The 18,279-nt window shown below is 43.7% G+C and carries 18 protein-coding genes; 8 read left to right on the top strand and 10 right to left on the bottom strand.

The window, feature by feature from the left end; all coding sequences use genetic code 11:
* The first annotated feature begins 15 nt into the window (after nucleotides 1-15).
* Both OCV39_RS00980 and OCV39_RS00985 read left to right on the top strand, forming a co-directional pair.
* Entirely contained in the window at nucleotides 16-1,452 is a 1,437-nt protein-coding gene (locus tag OCV39_RS00980; RefSeq protein WP_261888771.1) for a mannose-1-phosphate guanylyltransferase/mannose-6-phosphate isomerase, read from the top strand.
* An 83-nt stretch (nucleotides 1,453-1,535) separates the two neighbouring features.
* On the top strand, nucleotides 1,536-2,957 hold the full coding sequence (locus tag OCV39_RS00985; RefSeq protein ID WP_261888772.1) for a phosphomannomutase: 1,422 nt from the start codon (nucleotides 1,536-1,538) through the stop codon (nucleotides 2,955-2,957).
* 173 nt (nucleotides 2,958-3,130) lie between these two features.
* Here the strand turns inward: OCV39_RS00985 and wecA are convergent, their stop codons facing one another.
* On the bottom strand, nucleotides 3,131-4,195 hold the full coding sequence (gene wecA / locus OCV39_RS00990) for a UDP-N-acetylglucosamine--undecaprenyl-phosphate N-acetylglucosaminephosphotransferase (protein ID WP_261888773.1): 1,065 nt from the start codon (nucleotides 4,193-4,195) through the stop codon (nucleotides 3,131-3,133).
* Nucleotides 4,196-4,454: 259 nt separating this feature from the next.
* Between wecA and OCV39_RS00995 the strand changes: the two genes are divergently transcribed.
* The 3 genes from OCV39_RS00995 (at nucleotide 4,455) to OCV39_RS01005 (ending at nucleotide 8,509) form a co-directional block, all read left to right on the top strand.
* Complete coding sequence (locus OCV39_RS00995) at nucleotides 4,455-5,429, top strand: alpha/beta hydrolase (protein WP_261888774.1); 975 nt, start codon at nucleotides 4,455-4,457, stop codon at nucleotides 5,427-5,429.
* Between the two features lie 84 nt (nucleotides 5,430-5,513).
* Complete coding sequence (locus OCV39_RS01000) at nucleotides 5,514-6,896, top strand: MBL fold metallo-hydrolase RNA specificity domain-containing protein (RefSeq protein ID WP_261888775.1); 1,383 nt, start codon at nucleotides 5,514-5,516, stop codon at nucleotides 6,894-6,896.
* 131 nt (nucleotides 6,897-7,027) lie between these two features.
* Nucleotides 7,028-8,509, top strand: a complete 1,482-nt coding sequence (locus tag OCV39_RS01005; protein ID WP_261888776.1) for a hypothetical protein — start codon at nucleotides 7,028-7,030, stop codon at nucleotides 8,507-8,509.
* A 259-nt stretch (nucleotides 8,510-8,768) separates the two neighbouring features.
* On the opposite strand, the gene tpiA is transcribed toward OCV39_RS01005, so the two are convergent.
* Complete coding sequence (tpiA, locus tag OCV39_RS01010) at nucleotides 8,769-9,539, bottom strand: triose-phosphate isomerase (RefSeq protein WP_017052611.1); 771 nt, start codon at nucleotides 9,537-9,539, stop codon at nucleotides 8,769-8,771.
* Between the two features lie 322 nt (nucleotides 9,540-9,861).
* Here tpiA and OCV39_RS01015 point away from each other — a divergent pair, with 322 nt between their 5' ends.
* Together OCV39_RS01015 and OCV39_RS01020 are read left to right on the top strand one after the other, a co-directional pair.
* The gene (locus tag OCV39_RS01015) at nucleotides 9,862-10,209 is read left to right on the top strand and encodes a 5-carboxymethyl-2-hydroxymuconate Delta-isomerase (protein ID WP_017052610.1); all 348 of its coding nucleotides are present in this window, start codon (nucleotides 9,862-9,864) and stop codon (nucleotides 10,207-10,209) included.
* A gap of 78 nt (nucleotides 10,210-10,287) precedes the next feature.
* Nucleotides 10,288-10,722, top strand: a complete 435-nt coding sequence (locus OCV39_RS01020; RefSeq protein WP_261888777.1) for a DUF805 domain-containing protein — start codon at nucleotides 10,288-10,290, stop codon at nucleotides 10,720-10,722.
* A 74-nt stretch (nucleotides 10,723-10,796) separates the two neighbouring features.
* Here the strand turns inward: OCV39_RS01020 and OCV39_RS01025 are convergent, their stop codons facing one another.
* The 3 genes from OCV39_RS01025 to glpX all read right to left on the bottom strand — a co-directional run bounded on the left by OCV39_RS01025 (nucleotide 10,797) and on the right by glpX (nucleotide 13,147).
* The gene (locus OCV39_RS01025) at nucleotides 10,797-11,150 is read right to left on the bottom strand and encodes a DUF3135 domain-containing protein (protein WP_171756796.1); all 354 of its coding nucleotides are present in this window, start codon (nucleotides 11,148-11,150) and stop codon (nucleotides 10,797-10,799) included.
* 110 nt (nucleotides 11,151-11,260) lie between these two features.
* Nucleotides 11,261-11,881, bottom strand: a complete 621-nt coding sequence (locus OCV39_RS01030) for a helix-turn-helix transcriptional regulator (RefSeq protein WP_261888778.1) — start codon at nucleotides 11,879-11,881, stop codon at nucleotides 11,261-11,263.
* Nucleotides 11,882-12,139: 258 nt separating this feature from the next.
* Entirely contained in the window at nucleotides 12,140-13,147 is a 1,008-nt protein-coding gene (gene glpX / locus OCV39_RS01035) for a class II fructose-bisphosphatase (RefSeq protein WP_017052606.1), read from the bottom strand.
* Between the two features lie 329 nt (nucleotides 13,148-13,476).
* On the opposite strand from glpX, the gene zapB reads away from it, so the two are divergent.
* Nucleotides 13,477-13,719 carry a cell division protein ZapB gene (zapB, locus tag OCV39_RS01040; RefSeq protein WP_017052605.1) on the top strand — a complete coding sequence of 81 codons (243 nt, stop codon included), beginning with the start codon at nucleotides 13,477-13,479 and terminating at the stop codon, nucleotides 13,717-13,719.
* A gap of 135 nt (nucleotides 13,720-13,854) precedes the next feature.
* On the opposite strand, the gene rraA is transcribed toward zapB, so the two are convergent.
* From rraA to ftsN, 5 genes are all read right to left on the bottom strand, one after another.
* Complete coding sequence (gene rraA / locus OCV39_RS01045) at nucleotides 13,855-14,397, bottom strand: ribonuclease E activity regulator RraA (RefSeq protein WP_017052604.1); 543 nt, start codon at nucleotides 14,395-14,397, stop codon at nucleotides 13,855-13,857.
* 77 nt (nucleotides 14,398-14,474) lie between these two features.
* On the bottom strand, nucleotides 14,475-15,392 hold the full coding sequence (locus OCV39_RS01050; RefSeq protein ID WP_261888779.1) for a 1,4-dihydroxy-2-naphthoate polyprenyltransferase: 918 nt from the start codon (nucleotides 15,390-15,392) through the stop codon (nucleotides 14,475-14,477).
* Nucleotides 15,393-15,533: 141 nt separating this feature from the next.
* On the bottom strand, nucleotides 15,534-16,871 hold the full coding sequence (gene hslU, locus OCV39_RS01055) for an HslU--HslV peptidase ATPase subunit (RefSeq protein WP_113797229.1): 1,338 nt from the start codon (nucleotides 16,869-16,871) through the stop codon (nucleotides 15,534-15,536).
* Nucleotides 16,872-16,920: 49 nt separating this feature from the next.
* Nucleotides 16,921-17,475, bottom strand: a complete 555-nt coding sequence (gene hslV, locus OCV39_RS01060) for an ATP-dependent protease subunit HslV (RefSeq protein WP_017052601.1) — start codon at nucleotides 17,473-17,475, stop codon at nucleotides 16,921-16,923.
* 177 nt (nucleotides 17,476-17,652) lie between these two features.
* A complete protein-coding gene (gene ftsN, locus OCV39_RS01065; protein ID WP_017052600.1) occupies nucleotides 17,653-18,183 on the bottom strand; it encodes a cell division protein FtsN in 531 nt (176 codons plus the stop codon).
* Nucleotides 18,184-18,279 lie beyond the last annotated feature (96 nt).

The following is an 18,279-nucleotide window of genomic DNA, read 5'->3' on the forward strand; positions in this document are numbered from 1 at the left end:
TACCAGGATCATTATATGTTAATACCAATTATTATGGCTGGAGGTACAGGGAGTCGTCTTTGGCCGCTATCCAGAGAACTTTATCCGAAGCAGTTTTTAACAGTTGCAGGTGGCAAATCAATGCTGCAACAAACCTTTGCGCGTTTGCAAGGGCTTGATCACCAGCCGCCATTGTTAATTTGTAACGAGGAACACCGTTTTATTGCTGCAGAGCAGACGCGTTTGGGTGGCTTTGAGCATTCTGGAATTATTTTGGAACCCGTGGGTCGTAATACCGCGCCAGCTATCGCGCTCGCGGCTCTGCAGGCTTTAGAACAAGTTACAGATTCAGAAGCTGAGCCTATATTGTTGGTGCTTGCTGCTGATCACTTGATTGAAAAACAAGTGGCATTTCAGTTTTCCGTAAATCAGGCTTTAGCTTATGCAGAAGCTGGCCAGTTAGTCACTTTTGGTATTGTACCGACTGCCGCTGAAACGGGGTATGGTTATATTAAACGAGGGCCTTCACAGAGCGATACCGCATTTAAAGTCGATAGCTTTGTAGAAAAGCCGGACTTGAACACCGCTCAAGCGTATTTAGATTCGGGTGAATATTACTGGAATAGCGGTATGTTTATGTTTAAAGCTTCTCAATATATTGACGAATTGAGATCGAATAATCCAGCTATACTAGAAGCTTGTAAAAAAGCTATGAGTACAACTCAAGTCGATTTAGACTTTGTACGTGTAGATAAGGAAGCCTTTGAAGCCTGTCCATCTGATTCTATTGACTATGCTGTTATGGAACCTGTTTGCTCAACTAGTGGTTCTGGAAATCTTGTTGTTGTACCTATGGACGCCGGTTGGAGTGATGTCGGTTCTTGGTCTGCATTATGGGACATATCTGAAAAAGATTGTGACAATAACGCACATAAAGGCGATGTGATCGCAGTTAAATCGACAAATAACTACGTATACTCCGAAAAAAAGCTGATAGCTACTGTAGGAGTAGATAATCTAGTCATCGTTGAAACTAAAGACGCTATTCTGGTTGCAGACAAATCACAAGTGCAGGATGTTAAAGCGATTGTGCAGCGATTAAAAGACACAGATCGTTCTGAATATAAGATCCATCGTGAAGTTTATCGTCCTTGGGGTAAGTATGACTCGATTGATTTTGGTTCGCGTGACCAAGTGAAACGAATCACCGTAAACCCAGGTCAAAAGCTTTCGATTCAAAAACACTTTCATCGTAGTGAACACTGGATTGTCGTTGCAGGTACAGCAAGTGTAACCAATGGTGATGAAGTGATTTTAGTGACTGAAGACCAGTCGACTTATATTCCTTTAGGTACGATTCATGCTCTTGAGAACCCAGGTAAGATCCCATTAGAAATGATTGAAGTGCAAACGGGATCATACCTTGGTGAGGACGATATTGTCCGCTTTGAAGACAGATATGGTCGTATTTAAGAGGCCGATTAATATCCGCTTTTCTAGGGCGTTTATGATCACTTAAGTTATTCAGTATTTCACAATATGTGTAGATTTTTCTTATGTTAATTAGTTCGAAAGTAATTAAAGAGTCAGGTGTTCAATTTGGCACCAGTGGTGCGCGTGGTTTGGTAGAGCTGTTTACTGCTGATACTTGTGCCGCTTTTACTCATGCATTTATGCAGTGTATGCAAGGGCAGTTTCAATTTAAAACCGTTGCGCTTGCCATTGATAACCGTCCGAGCAGTCCTGCGATGGCACAAGCTTGTATCAAAGCTTTAGAGCTGTTAGGCCTTGATGCCGTTTATTATGGCGTGGTACCAACACCAGCGCTGGCCTATGTGGCAATGCAAGACAAAATTCCATGCATTATGATTACTGGTAGTCATATTCCTTTTGATCGTAATGGTCTTAAGTTCTACCGACCTGATGGTGAAATTACTAAAGCTGATGAGCAAGCGATTTTAAATGCTGATGCGGCATTTACTGCAATCAGTGATTTGCCTGAACTGATCGTTAACCAACGTGCTGCAACGGACTATATTGCTCGTTACAATGAGTTATTCGATAGTTCGTTACTTAGCGGCAAGCGTATTGGTATTTATGAGCATTCAAGTGCTGGCCGTGATTTATATGCAACGTTATTTACCAGTCTTGGCGCTGAAGTTATTTCATTGGAGCGTAGTAATGAATTTGTTCCTATTGATACCGAGGCGGTAGCCGATGCCGATAAATTAAAAGCACAGAACTGGTCTAAGCAGTACCAGTTAGATGCGATTTTCTCGACTGATGGCGATGGTGACCGCCCGCTAGTGGCCGACGAGAAAGGTGAGTGGCTACGTGGTGACATTCTGGGCTTGTTATGTTCAAGGGCAATGAACATTGAAGCACTTGCAATCCCCGTTAGTTGCAATACCGTGGTTGAAAGCTTAGATGTGTTTAAACATGTTGAACGTACAAAGATTGGTTCGCCTTATGTTATTGCCGAATTTGCGACACTGGCGAAGACGTACGCTTCTATTGCGGGCTTTGAGGCTAATGGTGGCTATTTGCTGGGTAGTGATACTCAAATAAATGGAAAAACGCTGAAAGCACTGCCAACTCGCGATGCCGTTTTACCCGCTCTAATGCTGCTTGCTGCTGCAGGAAAAAATGGTATTTCTTCACTGGTTAATGCCTTACCTCAAAGAGTGACTGACAGTGACCGTATTCAAAACTTTGCAACTGAAAAAAGCCTGCGAATTTTAGCTGATGGTCAGGCTAACCCTGAACTATTATTGGCTAAGCTAGGTTTTGAAACAGTAGCGATTCAAAATGTTGATGTTACTGATGGATTACGGTTAACGCTTGAGAATGATGATGTAATTCATCTTCGTCCTTCTGGGAATGCTCCAGAGTTGCGTTGTTATGCTGAAGCAGAGGTAGCCAGTCAAGCGAAGCAAATAGTCGAGCGAGTTTTAAGCAATATTCAAACGCTCCAATAGTCTGATCCTATTGGTGAGACCGTTTTTTGATGTTTTTTCTTTAATGAAAATAATTAGTTAAAATTGTAACTGTCTCAATCGTGAGACGATTTTGAGACGCATTTATAGCTTAAAAAAAATGCCACAATAGTCGAATGAGGCGATTGCGGCATTTTTGTATGTCGATGGCGAGATTAAAATGCTTTCTCAGGTAACCCTTTTAACCTTCTAACATAACTCGTAATGCGCCAGATATGGCTAAGTACGATGGCATAGGCTAAGAAGCAGGCAATGAATAGATAAAACATCACAGGCTCTGCGATATCGGCTGTTTCTCCGTAGATCCCAAACCCAGCGTATAAACTTGCAATGGTGCAAATAGCTAGCAATGTCTGTTTAGAGCTAAGTCCTAAGCGTTGGAAAATATGATGCAAATGCTCTCTATCTGGTTTGAATGGTGAATCGCCGCGTTTTACTCTTCGAATCATGATTGCCGCCATATCCATTAATGGCACCGCAATAAGCCAAAGTGCGGTCACAGGTCGCATCAATGATGAGGTTTCATCTTGGCTTACCCCTAGTAGCAACCAAATCACAGTAAAGCCGATCATCATGCTGCCAGCATCCCCCATAAAGACTTTTCTTTCTCTACCTAGAATACCGAGGTTCATGAAGATATAAGGAATCATAGCTACAATAAAGACCACGCATAAGTAGGCGAGCCCCCACTCCATATCCACATTAAGTAAAATTGCTAAACCCGCAAACGTGACGATTGAAAGCCCACCAAGTAACCCATCTATACCATCTACCATGTTAAACGCGTTAATCGCCCCAATAACTGCGATCACGGTTACGATGCCGCCCATCCAACCTAAATGTACATCACCAAAACCAAACATATTGCCTAAGCTCATTAGTTCAATATCCGCGAAATAAATCATACAGATAGAAAGCCCAGCTTGAATACCAAGTCTAACTTTAAAGCTCAGATCAAATTTGTCATCTAATGCGCCGACTAACGTCAGCAAAACAATAGAACCTAAATAGATCCAACTGTGTTGGATTACGTCGGGTTTAAAGGCGATAAATTGAGCAATACAAATGCAAATTGAAATCCCACCGACAAGAGGGACTGCACCTGTATGAAACTTTCGAGCGTTGGGTTTATCTACTAAGCCGATATTTTTTGCTATTTTTCTCATTAAAAATAATGTGGAAAATGAAAAGAAAAAGACAAAAGTGAGTTCTAACAACATATTAATAGCCAATCATTTAATTATATTTTATTGGTCGAATTTTAGCTTAAATTTCATATTTTCGAAAGTGGATTGCCGTTAATAAGGAAGTAACTCATGGCTTTTATTGATCCAAACTATTTCCCAGAACTGCGATTTACGACATCCTTGCTTCAAGAAAATCATATCTCCTTCGCACTCTTTTATTTGTCTGATTGTAAGTGTCTCTTAGTGGGCTAAGAATTATGTATGAATACATATAGTCACCAAGGAGTCCGCCATGCTCTTCATCACCAACCGCATTCCATTGCAATCGGCTCGATCCAAAGTTGGGCGACATATTGGGTTTAATTACCAAAATACAGATGTGTCGAAATGGCTCTATTTCTGTGAGCGTTATGGTGAGAACGACTATACCGAAGTGACCTCTCAGCCTTTCTTCTCTCGCCTTAAATCATTGCCAACAGGGACTCAACTGCTGTTCTATATCCATGGGTTTGATAACAACATGGAGCCCGACATTTTCCGCAGGGCGCAGCAACTGCAACACCTTTTAGATGAGCAGATGGATTCGCAAAAGAGAGCTCGTGTGTTGGTGATTCCGTTGATTTGGCCGTGTGATGACGACAGTAAACTGCACATTGTTGATGATTATTGGGACGACCAAAAAGCCGCTGACTACAGTGGCATCGCCTTTGCGCGTCTGCTGTGTAAATTTGATGATTGGCGCAGAGCTGGCGAACAACAAACGGAGCCTTGCCTACGCAGAATGAATCTACTGGCGCACTCCATGGGCAATCGAATTTTAGTCAATGCGCTGCAATCTTGGGTAGAAGAGCTCGGGCTCGGTGCCATGCCAATGATGTTTCGTAATATTTTCATGATTGCTGCCGATGTTGAAAATCACATTCTTGACCCCGAACATCGTGGTCGCTATGTGTTGGACGCCGCCAAAAATACCGTGGTCTATTACGCCAGTGATGATTTGGCCATGTCCGCATCCAAAGTGGCAAATTTACGTCATATCACCTGTTCACGTCGTCTTGGAATGACAGGGCTAGAAAGCATCTCAAAACTATCTGCTAAGCGCGTGTTCGAGTTCGATTGTGATAGCTTCAATAACCGTTTGGATCCACCACTTGGTCATAGTTATTTTCTTACTAATCAGAGTGGGGAAGTCAGTCCTATTATTCCTCATATTGCAAAAGCCATTGAAACTGGTTGTGTCAGCTTGAATTGGTTGGCTAATGATTAAGTTGCTTTGAAAAATACCGCTAACTGACATTTGTCATCTATTAACTATCACTTTTTAACTAACAACGAGCAGCAGGAGGCATAAATGGAAGTAATTCATCATGGAGGTAAAGATACGGTCACAGGATCTTGCCATGAATTGAAACTGGGCAATCGTAGCTTGTTGATCGATTGTGGTCTGTTTCAAGGGAGCGATAGTCGTCCACTGCCGATTGAGTTTCCCACCTCGCACATCAAAGCCTTAGTCGTCACTCATACCCATATCGATCATATTGGGCGTCTTCCTTGGTTGTTAGCTGCGGGTTTTAAAGGGCCAATCTACTGCACGCCCGCTACCGCAGAACTAATCCCATTAATGCTCGAAGATGGTTTAAAGCTACAACTGGGTTTGAACCGAAGCCAGCGAGAACGAGTGTTGGAGTTAGTGTGCAAAAGGATCAAACCCGTTCCGTATCATCAATGGTTGCCCCTTTCTTTAGCAAAAGAAGTTTTAACAACGAAAGCTTTAAAATCTAAAGCCTCAAAAACTAAAGTCTTAGAACCGAATTCTCGGGTGTATGTACGTTTCTCTGCTGCGGGGCATATTCTTGGTTCGGCCTATGTCGAAATTAAACTGCCAAATGGTGAGGTGGTGGTGTTCTCTGGCGATCTTGGGCCGCGTAATACACCATTGTTGCCAGATCCAAAACCGCCCAAGTGTGCCGACTATCTCTATATTGAAACCACTTATGGGGACAAAACTCATGACAGTGTGGAACAGAGAAGTGAAAGGCTAAAAGCGATCATTAATCGCTCCTTGAAAGATGGCGGAACCATACTGATCCCAGCGTTTAGTGTCGGTAGAACCCAAGAGCTACTGTTTGATATTGAACGGCTAATCCATCAATCCGATATCGAAGGGGATATTCCGATTATTTTGGATTCGCCTTTAGCAAGTAAGGTGACGAAATCTTATCGTCGCTTTAAAAAATTGTGGGGAAAAGAGGCGAAGGTCCGTTTGGAGTCCAAACGTCATCCTCTGGCTTTTGAGCAGTGTGTAGTGATAGATGATCACAAGCAGCACATTGCGTTAGTCAATCGGCTAGCGACAACGGGAGAAGCGGCGATCGTGATTGCTGCATCGGGAATGTGCCAAGGTGGAAGGGTGATGAACTACTTGAAAGCTCTGCTGCCTGATAAGCGTACCGATGTTCTGTTTGCGGGTTATCAAGCCCATGGCACATTAGGCAGGGAGATTCAAAGCGGTCGCTCACAAGTGGTGATTGATGGACAAGAGATAGAGATAAACGCGCAGCGGCATACGATGTCCGGGTACTCCGCTCACGCTGATCAAGCGGATCTGCTCGCCTTTATACGCGGAATCGAAAGCCCAATTAAAGAGTTACATTTGATCCATGGAGAGCCAGAAGCCAAGCAGCAGTTTATGGATGAATTGGTTGAGAGTGATGTAGAAAAAATTATCCAGTAAGGGTGTTTAGCCTCTATTGGTTTATAAACTCCAGTGATTATTAACGAACATAAAATAATCAGAAAAGCTAGAAATAAAGGTGATCGTCCTGTATTATTCGTGGCCAATTTATATTCAGTGACACAGAGAACATGACAAACAAAAGCACAAAAATCTTGCTTGCGGCATCAATGATATCCGCTGCACTTATGGGTTGTGGCGGAGGCGGTGGTAGCTCGTCTGACAGCTCTTCTGCATCAATAGCTGGTAAAGCCATTGATGGATACATTATCGGTGCGACGGTTTATCTCGATTTAAACTTTAACGGTCAAATGGAAAGTAACGAACCTAGCGTTGTCACTGTAGAAGAGGGTGAGTTTGAGCTTATCGTTCCTTCAAATATCGCTAAGTGTGCGGAGTATGTGCCTGTTGTGGTTGATGTGCCTGTTGGCGCCATTGATACGGATGAGCCAGATACGCCAATTGATGAAGCGTATCAGATGACCATCTCACCTAAGTTTGCTTTGACCACTGATAGCGACTTGTTAAACCTCACTCCGTTGACGTCTCTTGTGTGGACGGAAGTCGAGCAAGAGCTACGAAACAGCAGCGATGGTCAACTATCTTGTGATAGCTTGCTTAAAGGTGAAGCGTTAAAACAAGATATTATACAGCGCTTAAAAGCCCAAGAGATACGTGTTGCTGAACGATACAATGTTACCGTGGAAGAGTTATACAGTGACTACATCGCGCTCGGTGGTGAAGCGGGGAATAAGCTCCATGACATGGCGAAAAAACTCGTTCCTGGTCTTAAAAAATCGTATAGCGAAACCAAAGAGTTTATTGATGCAAACCCTGATGCCGATTTTGCTTGGGTAGAATACTTTTTTGGTAAATGGGCGACCGATGATAGTTATGAAGATGAATGGTACCGAAGAGAGTTTATTCAAGTCGCGAATGGTGATTACGATGCTGAAATCTATCAAGTATCTAGCGATTTAGACGAAAAAGTACGTTTATTTAGTAAAGATTCTGGGAAAAGACGAGTTCGTGGCTCGATTGAAACGAACACGGTTCTTGGCATGACGGTTAATGGAGATCAACCTGGCTACTTATGTGCACTTGCAGAGCAGTTGGAAGTGATGAATTCAACGGGGCAGTACGGGATTGTGAATAAAGTTTATCTCAATGTTCAAGATTGGGATGAATGTAAGAATGCTAAATTTAGTACCGATAGTCCGGGTAGCCACATTACTCAGTCTGTACTTTCGATGAGATACGACAGTAACCCTAACTCTGATAATTTCACCAGCTCAGAGCATGTTTACGACAAAGACCATACTAGTGGTTTTGAGTATTTGATTGGGAATACGGATACAGTAACCGCTGATGAGTTGGTCGCTATTGCAGACAGGATTAGCACTGATTTCTACAATGCATATGATTACGGTGCTAGCTATTGGAACCGCTCAAGAAATGAGTTTGGTGATGATCCTAAGCAGATTATGACCAATCACGATATTGATGGAAACTGGACTCAAGCGACTTTCTATAAAAACGGTACCCACACAAATTTATGTGGTAACTCTGAAGAAACTATGACGGAATCAGGTTGCGAGTTCAATGAAGGGTAAACTTAAGCATTAAGCCAAAGGACTTGTTTCATTTATCTTTGAATAAATAAGGGTTACTGGCTTCTATATTTAATTGAATGTTATTCGTATAAAGCCCTCTTAGCTTGTGATAGTTAAGAGGGCTTTTTATGCGTAACAAAACAAAGTAAAGCAAGACAGACAAGTAAGATGCCCTTATGAGCAGGCACAAAAAAGGCCAACCTAAGTTGACCTTTCTAATGCTAAATTCTAAAGCTAGAATTCAAAGCAGTGCTTAAAATTAAGCTTTTGCTTCCGCTGCTGCTTTAGCGATAGCTGCAAAGCTTTTCGCGTCTAGCGCTGCGCCGCCAACTAGAGCACCGTCGATGTCTGGTTGTGCGAAGTAAGCTGCTGCGTTTTCTGGTTTAACAGAACCGCCGTATTGGATAACAACTTTCTTAGCCACTTCTTCAGATTTCTCTGCGATGTGAGCACGGATTTGAGCGTGGATGCGTTGTGCATCTTCAGCTGTTGCTGCTTTACCAGTACCGATAGCCCAGATTGGTTCGTAAGCGATGATCGCGCCTTCAAGAGCTTCAACGCCTTGAGTGTTGATTACAGCGTCAAGTTGACGAGCACATACTGCAACTGTTTCGCCAGCTTCGTTTTGAGCTTCAGATTCACCGATACAAAGAACAGGAGTTAGGCCGTTCTCTTTTAGGAATGCGAATTTCTTAGCAACGAACTCGTCAGACTCAGCGTGGTATTCACGACGCTCAGAGTGACCGATGATGATGTGAGAAGCACCGAACTCTTTAAGCATTGCTGGAGACATGTCGCCAGTGAATGCACCGCTGTTGTTTAGGTCAGAGTTTTGAGCACCTAGGATGATTGCGCTGCCTGCTTCAGTAAGCGTACGCTCAGCAAGATCAACAAATAGAGCTGGTGGAGCAACTGCAACGTCTACGCCTGTCACGCCTTCAAGTTCAGCGTTAAGACCGTTTAGAAGCGCAACAACCATTTCTTTGCTGCCGTTTAGTTTCCAGTTACCCATAACTACAGGATGACGCATAGGATTTTCTCCGCGATTAATTTATGTGAAAGTTAATATGTAAAAAATAAACTTGATTACGTAAGAATATAACAGATTAATAAGTTTAGATCATGACTGTAGTCATGTCTTTCTTGGATCGAGAGAAATGTTCTTAATCTTGACATCGAAGTGCAGGATAGAAGCGAGGTAGGAGTATTTCATTTAGTCAGTGATCCGACATACAGATTAATCCTTATCTTCTCGGTTTTTTCAGTGTTAATTGCTATTAATGGCATCTCAAATACGATCCATGATGGTCATCGAGTTTTTCATGACCTTAAATCGATATAAGGAAGATAAAATGCCTAACCTAGTAATGGAGTACTCCAATTCGGTAGACGATCGAGTGAATGTTCAGGGGTTGCTGGAAGATTTACACAACGTGGCGCTGCATTGTGGTTTGTTTGATGTTGGCTCTGTGAAATCTCGAGCTCTGCGTTGCCATAATTGGTTGATAGGTGATGAAGGTGATAGTGTCGATTTTATTCATGTGAATTTTGAGCTATTGGTTGGCCGTACTGAAGAGCAAAAGCGGGAGCTCTCTCGCCAGCTCATTGAAGTGCTTCAAGGGCAAGCCAGTCATGTGCGCAGCTTAACAGTGAATATGCGCGATATGGATACCGCCTGCTTTCAGAAAATCATTAACTAGTACTCTCCTTGTCGTTAGGTAGTTATGGAATAGTGGTGGGATACTGGCGGTTTAATTTTTTAATATTTAGGTAGAAAGATGTCGATTAAAGAGTTGTTACTTTCATTTCAAGGGCGGATAGGGCGAAAAGTTTTTTGGATCTGGAACCTTATCTATTACGCGGCTATTTTTGGTTTTGCGATCGGTATAAATATTCTATTCCCGGTATACGCTTATTTGTTGTTGCCTGTTTTCTTATTGATCTTAATGGTTCCGGATTTAGCGATCACCGCAAAACGTTGGCACGACAGAGATAAATCTAATCGCTGGTTACTTCTTAACGTGCCTCTTATTGTCGGGCGTTTAATGACACCTATGGCGGGGGCAGCATCCGCAGCGGCAACGCCTTCCGCTCCTGAACTGATGGCGACGCTGGTGGCGTTCGTATGTGGAATCTGGATCCTTGTTGAATGCGGATTTATGAAAGGCACCACCGGAGACAATCAATACGGTCGCGACCCGCTTCAGCAATAGGCAGAAAGTAAGGGACCGTTAAAAAGATAAATAGAAAGTTAGAATAAAAGGAGAAAGAGGTGTGGGCCTCTTTCTCATTTTTCTTTTAGAGTAAAAGGAATAATATCCGCAGAATGTGTAGGCGCTACGTTTGCATCATCGTCAAGGACATACTCACCCCCTAGTACACCTTGAAATTTTACAACCTGTACCGATAACTCTTTCATTAACGTGATATTGATGTGATTGGGGTTCTTACAGTGGCTAACCACCAGATCGATATGGCTTTGCTGAGCGCGTAATCGATGCTGCATCACATCCGATGCTGACTGAATCATCTCTTCACACATCTCATGTTTGAGCTGCTTAAAAGCTTGAGGGTTATTTTTAGCCAAAGCGACTAAATCATCAAATGGTGGCAAGGTTTGGTTGGTTAGAGGAAATCCCATATCACTCTCCTACGCGCTATTGATAGTTGACACACTATCAAAGCATAAGAGAGTTTTGTGGTTAATTCTTGCTCGATTTATAGCATTCTTAAATTTGAGACATTTATTCTCTACGGTAAATTTTGGATCTGATAGGTGCAGCGTCGCTCACCTTGAGTGATATGTTCTGAACGTTGAACCGTGTACGCCTTACCAAGTAGTTGTTGGAAAACATTTAATTCAGATTGGCATAGGTTAGGGCAGCGAGTTGCTGCTTTACAGATCGGGCAGTGATTCTCTATCAGTAAGAAACCGTGCTCATTTTTGATCAGCTCAGCCATATAGCCCTCTTGTTCACGAAGTTTGGTCAGCGCTTCAAGTTTCTCTTCTAGGCTATTACAGTCGGCCAACGCTTGTTGGTATTGAGCCAGCGTTTGGCTTTCGCGCTTGGCCGCGACTTGAGCTAAGCCTTCTGGGCCAAATAAACTTTCTACCGCATCAATCATCTGCACGGTGAGTTCACTGTGACGATCGGCAAATTGCGCATGACCTTTTTTCGTCAAAGACCAATGACGGGTCGGTCGTCCGACTTTCACTTTGACGTCATGAAAGGCCAAAATACCATCGTCTTCAAGACCTTGGAGGTGTTGACGAGCCCCCATTGTGGTCATGTTAAGATCGTCAGCCAGTTGCTTTGCGGTGACGGCTCCATCCCGTTTGATGCTGTGTAATATCCTATCGATGGTCTTCATTGTGTCCCTGCCTTATGATTCATCTTCATTATGAAGTATGAGCTTAATAAAGCAAATAACTTACTATCCAGAAATTATGGACTACAGCAGACGGAGTGTGAATTGCCATCAGATCAAAAACGCAGCCGGAAGTGGCTGCGTTTGATGTAGACATTCGTTTGTATAGCGCCAAGTTTAAAAGCTTAAAAGCTTAAAAGCATAGAAGCATAGAAGCATAGAAGCTTAAAAGCTCAAGGCTGAAAACATAACGTTAGAAACCTACAGGATAAAGTCGCGAACTTCAGCGTCTTTACGCTCTAAGTAGTGAATCGACTTGATGCGACGAATGGTGCGACAGCGACCGCGGATCAGCAGTGTTTCTGTTGTCGCGATATTGCCTTTGCGTGTGATGCCCTCAAGTAGATCGCCTTTGGTGATCCCTGTAGCGGCGAAAACCACATTGTCACTGCGTGCCATATCATCCATTTTCAGTACGATATTAGCTTCAACGCCCATCTCTTTACAGCGAGACAATTCTAGCTCACCGTGAGTGCGGTTTTCAGGTGTATCCCCTTTCACATCATGACGCGCCAACAATCGGCCATGCATGTCGCCATCTAGAGCTCGAATAACCGCCGCAGAAACTACGCCTTCAGGAGCGCCGCCGATGCAGTACATCACATCCACTTCGCTGTCTGGCATGCAGGTTAAAATAGACGCCGCTACATCGCCATCAGGCACGGCAAACACTCGAACGCCCATTGCTTGCATTTGGGTGATCACTTCATCATGGCGAGGTTTTGCAAGGGTGGTGACCACTAAAGTATCAAGGGTTTTCCCTAATGCTTTTGCGATGTTTATTAGGTTCTCTTCCAAAGAAAGATGCAAATCGATCACCCCTTTTGCACCAGGGCCGACAACCAATTTCTCCATGTACATATCAGGGGCTTTTAGGAAGCTGCCTTTTTCGCCAGCCGCTAGAACTGCTAATGCGTTCGATTGTCCCATCGCGGTCATGCGAGTACCTTCAATTGGGTCTACCGCAATATCCACTGCATCGCCACCGACACCGACTTGCTCACCAATAAAGAGCATTGGAGCATCATCGATTTCACCTTCACCGATAACAATCTCACCGCTGATTTCAGTTTTGTTCAATAGGCTACGCATCACTTCTACTGCGGCACCATCTGCGGCGTTTTTATCGCCACGGCCAAGCCATTTATAACCAGCGAGTGCTGCACCTTCGGTTACACGAGAGAATGCCATTGCCAAATCGCGTTTCATGTTGACTCCAAATAAATGAAAGAGAGATAAATAGGAAATTTTGGCAAGATTTTACCATATCAGAAAGGTAACGTTTGCCTTTTTCCATCGCTTTAGTGCTTGCTGGTTTTAAAGTTCGCCTGCAATGTAGATTTTTATGGGTAACGGATACGCGATTTGGCTCACTTGAGGTGAGAAAAGTTAGGCTTATGTCAATTTGCGTTGTTTTTTTGAGCGAATGGTAAAAAATATCGAATATAGGGAGTGTCTATCTGCGCTGTGCTGAGTAGAATGAAGCAATATTAGTGAAGTAACCTTCGCCCAATCCAATAAATCATAGGAAGGCCCATATGTCTTTTGAAGTACTAGAACAACTGGAAGCTAAAATCCAAACTGCTGTTGACACAATTGCACTACTGCAAATGGAAGTTGAAGAGCTTAAAGAAGAGAAACAGCAACTAGCAACTGAAGCGACTGAGCTAAAAGCAAACCGTGAAGAGCTAGAGCAAAAAGCTCAACAGATGGAACAAGAACATTCAGCTTGGCAAGATCGCATTCGCAATCTTCTAGGCAAAATGGATGACGTAGAATAAGCGATTAGCTTTGCCTTGGTAAAAGGGCGAATACGTTACTAAAGAATACGAAAACGCCTGCTGAATGTTCAGCAGGCGTTTTTATTTGTGTTATCTATCAGTCATTCGCTAACGCACGTGAGAGGTGACGCCAATTTAGTCGTTAGATTCAAGCTCATCTTCGTCATCAAGCTCGTCTTCTTCATCTAATTCGAATTCAATATCTAACGGCTCTTGGGAAAGGATGATGCCTGTATTATCAGCGTAGAGGTAATCTTCAGGTAAGAAGGTCACACTGCCAAAGTTCACGGGTACATCAATTTCACCAATGTCTTTTTGAGTCGCGCCGACAGGGATAGAGGCAAGTGCTTGGATGCCGATGCTCATGTCTTCAAGTTCATCCACTTCACGAACGCAGCCGTAGACCACAATGCCTTCCCATTCGTTCTCTTCAGCAAGAGTGGCAATGTCGGCATCAATGAGCGCTTTACGCAAAGAGCCCCCGCCATCGACCAGTAAAATACGACCTTCGCCGTTCTCTTCTAAGACAGAGCGGATCAGCCCATTATCTTCGAAGCATTTTACTGTGGTGAGTTGACCAGCAAAAGAGGCGCTACCACCAAAGTTGCTGAACATTGGCTCTACGACATCGACCTGATCTAAGTAGACATCACACAGGGCAGAGGTGTTGTATTCCATAGCGTACCTTCTCTTTTAAATTATCAATCTGATTTGAGTATATCGGGCGCTGAAGCCAATGCAATGACAAGGCTCAATTAACTCACTAGAGTTTGAGCTATCACGACTCCTGCAAATAATAGATTGGTAATGAGCGAGCATTTTACGATAACCGGCATCATCGGCGCGATTTGAGCGGGTTTATCGGCGGCCCAAACGGCTTTACTGTGCTTGATTACCATGATTAAGCTTAGTAGGAATGGCAGGCTGATCCACAGGGGTTTGCCTTGTAAGGTGAGATAAAGCGTAAAAGCAAACAGTGCGCCCCCTAATAATAGAGAGTGATACTGCTTGGCTTTCTGTTGGCCTAGTCTCACGGCAACGGTGCGTTTCCCACACGCTTCATCGTTTTCAATATCGCGCATGTTATTGATGTTCAGAACGGCAACAGCCAGTAAACCACAGCCTAATGATGGGAGAAACAATCCAAACTCAAGATTACCCGTGTGCAAGAAGTAAGTGCCCGACACGCCAAGTAAACCAAAGAATATGAAAACGGAAATATCACCTAACCCTACGTAGCCATAAGGTTTGCTGCCCATGGTATACGCAATGGCGGCAATAATGGCGAGCACGCCGAGTCCGATAAACGCCAAGATACTTTCAAGACTACTGAGGGCATAAAAAACTAAGCTCAAACCTGAGATGATGGTCAGTATGATATTCAGCGCAATGGCTTGTTTCATGACTTTCGGTGTGACCGCGCCAGATTGCATGGCTCTGACTGGGCCAAGACGTTCATCGTTGTCTGTGCCTTTTACTGCATCCCCGTAGTCATTCGCAAGGTTAGACAGTATTTGCAGCAATGTGGCAGTGAGAAAGGCCAACAGAGCGACAGGCAGAGAAAAATGACCAGCTGAAAAAGCGAGACTACTTCCTGTAAGAATCGAGACTAAAGCGAGAGGGAGTGTTTTTGGTCTTGCGGCATCAAGCCAGATCAGGAGTGACTGTTTCATTCGGTATTCATAGTTTTATACAATAAAGTCAGTATACGCGCTTTTTTTGATGAATAAAAAGCCCACTCGAAAGTGGGCTTAGAATTAGATCTCAGATAAAGCTTTGAATACGGATATTCAGTGAGTTGAAAATCGGTTCAATTACAGAATGAAGCGACTTAAATCTTCATCATCAACGAACTCGCCTAATCGTGAGCTAACGTATTCTGAATCGATGGTTAACTGGCTGCCTGATTTCTCTGTTGCATCAAATGAAATCTCATCCATTAGGCGCTCCATCACGGTATGCAAGCGACGTGCACCAATGTTTTCAGTGGTTTCGTTCACTTTCCATGCCGCTTCTGCGATTTGGTGAATGCCTTCCTTGGTGAATTCGATATCAACGCCTTCGGTTTTCATTAGCGCAACGTACTGCTCAGTCAGTGACGCTTTTGGTTCTGTTAGAATACGCTCGAAATCATGGCTAGAAAGTGCTTCAAGCTCAACTCGAATTGGTAGACGACCTTGTAATTCAGGGATCAAATCAGAAGGTTTCGCGACTTGGAATGCACCCGATGCAACAAACAGAATGTGGTCAGTTTTAACCATGCCGTGTTTGGTTGAAACGGTGCTGCCTTCAATCAGTGGAAGCAAATCACGCTGAACCCCTTCACGGGAAACATCTGGGCCTGAGCTTTCGCCACGTTTACAGATTTTATCGATCTCATCGATGAAGACGATGCCGTTGTTTTCAACGTTGTAAATCGCATTCTCTTTTAGCTCTTCAGGGTTAACCAGTTTTGCTGCTTCTTCTTCGGTTAACGCTTTGAAGGCATCTTTGATCTTCATCTTGCGTTTTTTCTTGGTGTCGCCAGCAAGGTTTTGGAACATGCCTTGCAGTTGGTTGGTCATCTCTTCCATGCCCGGAGGAGCCATGATCTCTACGCCCATTTGTGGCGCGGCAACATCAATGTCGATCTCTTTGTCGTCCAGTTTGCCTTCACGTAGCTTCTTGCGGAAGATTTGACGAGTGTTAGAGCTGGTCTCTTCTGCTGGTTGCTCGTTTTGACCCCAAGCATCACGAGCGGGTGGCAGTAGGGCATCTAAAACGCGATCTTCTGCTTGCTCTTCAGCGCGGTATTTTACTTTTTCCATCGCTTGTTGGTGCGTCATCTTCACGGCTACATCGGTCAGATCGCGAATAATGGTTTCTACTTCTTTACCCACATAACCCACTTCGGTGAACTTTGTTGCTTCCACTTTGATGAAAGGTGCATTAGCTAATCGAGCTAAACGACGAGCAATTTCTGTTTTACCAACACCGGTAGGACCAATCATTAGGATGTTTTTTGGTGTCACTTCTACACGTAAGCTCTCTTCAAGCTGCATTCGACGCCAGCGGTTACGTAGAGCAATCGCGACAGAACGTTTAGCGTTATCTTGACCAATGATGTGGCGGTTCAGTTCGTGAACAATCTCACGAGGAGTCATCTCAGACATGTTTATTCCTTAAAATCTATTCAATGCATGGTTGATGCGATACACAACACTATTTTTTGGTGTCTTCGCTGTTGTCAGCGTCAATGTCTAGTTCTTCAATAGTGTGGTGGTGGTTGGTGAATACGCAAATATCACCAGCAATTTTTAGTGATTTTTCAGCGATTTCACGCGCATCTAGATCCGTGTTCTCTAAAAGAGCAATCGCGGATGCTTGAGCAAAATTACCGCCAGAGCCAATGGCAATGAGGTCATTTTCAGGCTGAACCACATCGCCATTCCCGGTGATGATCAATGATGCGGTTTCGTCAGCGACAGCAAGCAGTGCTTCTAACTTTCTTAGCGCGCGATCGCTGCGCCAATCTTTTGCAAGTTCAACGGCCGCTTTGGTTAAATGACCTTGATGCATTTGAAGTTTGCTTTCGAAGCGTTCAAATAGAGTGAAGGCATCAGCAGTGCTTCCAGCAAATCCAGCCAGAACTTGATTGTTGTAGAGACGACGAACTTTACGTGCGTTGCCTTTCATTACGGTGTTGCCAAGAGATACTTGTCCATCACCCGCGATGACGACTTTATTATTACGGCGTACAGATACAATAGTAGTCACGAGTTGGCCTCTATTATTTAGATTACTTATTACTTGAGCTTCCGTGTGGTATCCGCGGGAACTCACATAAATGAAAATATGGTTTCGATAAAAACTATATGAGGATAAAGAGAAGCGAATTCAAGGGACAAAAAAGGGTAAGCGTTGAGGCTTACCCTAATTATGTCAATTAATGTGTTATTGCGTATCTTTCCAAATTGCGCACGGCTCAATCTTTGCTCGCTGCAGTTTATGACGATCTCGCTCAGCATCTCGTTTGAGTTTGTATGGCCCTAAAACAACACGGTACCAACTGCTGTTCTCTTTCTTGCGAATTTTACTGTTGATCCCTTGAAAAGCGATATCGAGTTTGCGGCTTTCTGCTTGAGACATCGATTTATAAGCGCCGCACTGCATGATGTATGGAATGGCAGAGACAACTTGTTCTTTGGCTTTCACTTCCACTTCGCGGTTCGGTAATGAATCGACGTAATCCCACTTCTCTTCAGGAGGGGGAGGAAGGGATTTCGCTGGCTTAGGTTTTGGCTTGGTTTTGACCACAGGCGCTGGTGGTTCAGGATCGTTACTTAAAATATACAGCCCATAACTAAACCCACTTAGCAGAAGAACGGCTAAGAGTCCGATGCGCCACGGCTTTCGGCGTGGAGCTTGTTTTTTGGTCGGCTTTTTAGGGGCTCGACCGCGCTTTACATAATCTTTATTCGCCACAGCATTATTCGACAGTTAAATTCTCTGCTCTCATGGTAATCCAGATTGAGTGGATAGAACAGTAGGAGAGATAAAAACGGAAGCAGCGCACTAAAA

This window comes from Vibrio cortegadensis, from assembly GCF_024347395.1.
Classification (GTDB): Bacteria; Pseudomonadota; Gammaproteobacteria; order Enterobacterales; family Vibrionaceae; genus Vibrio; species Vibrio cortegadensis.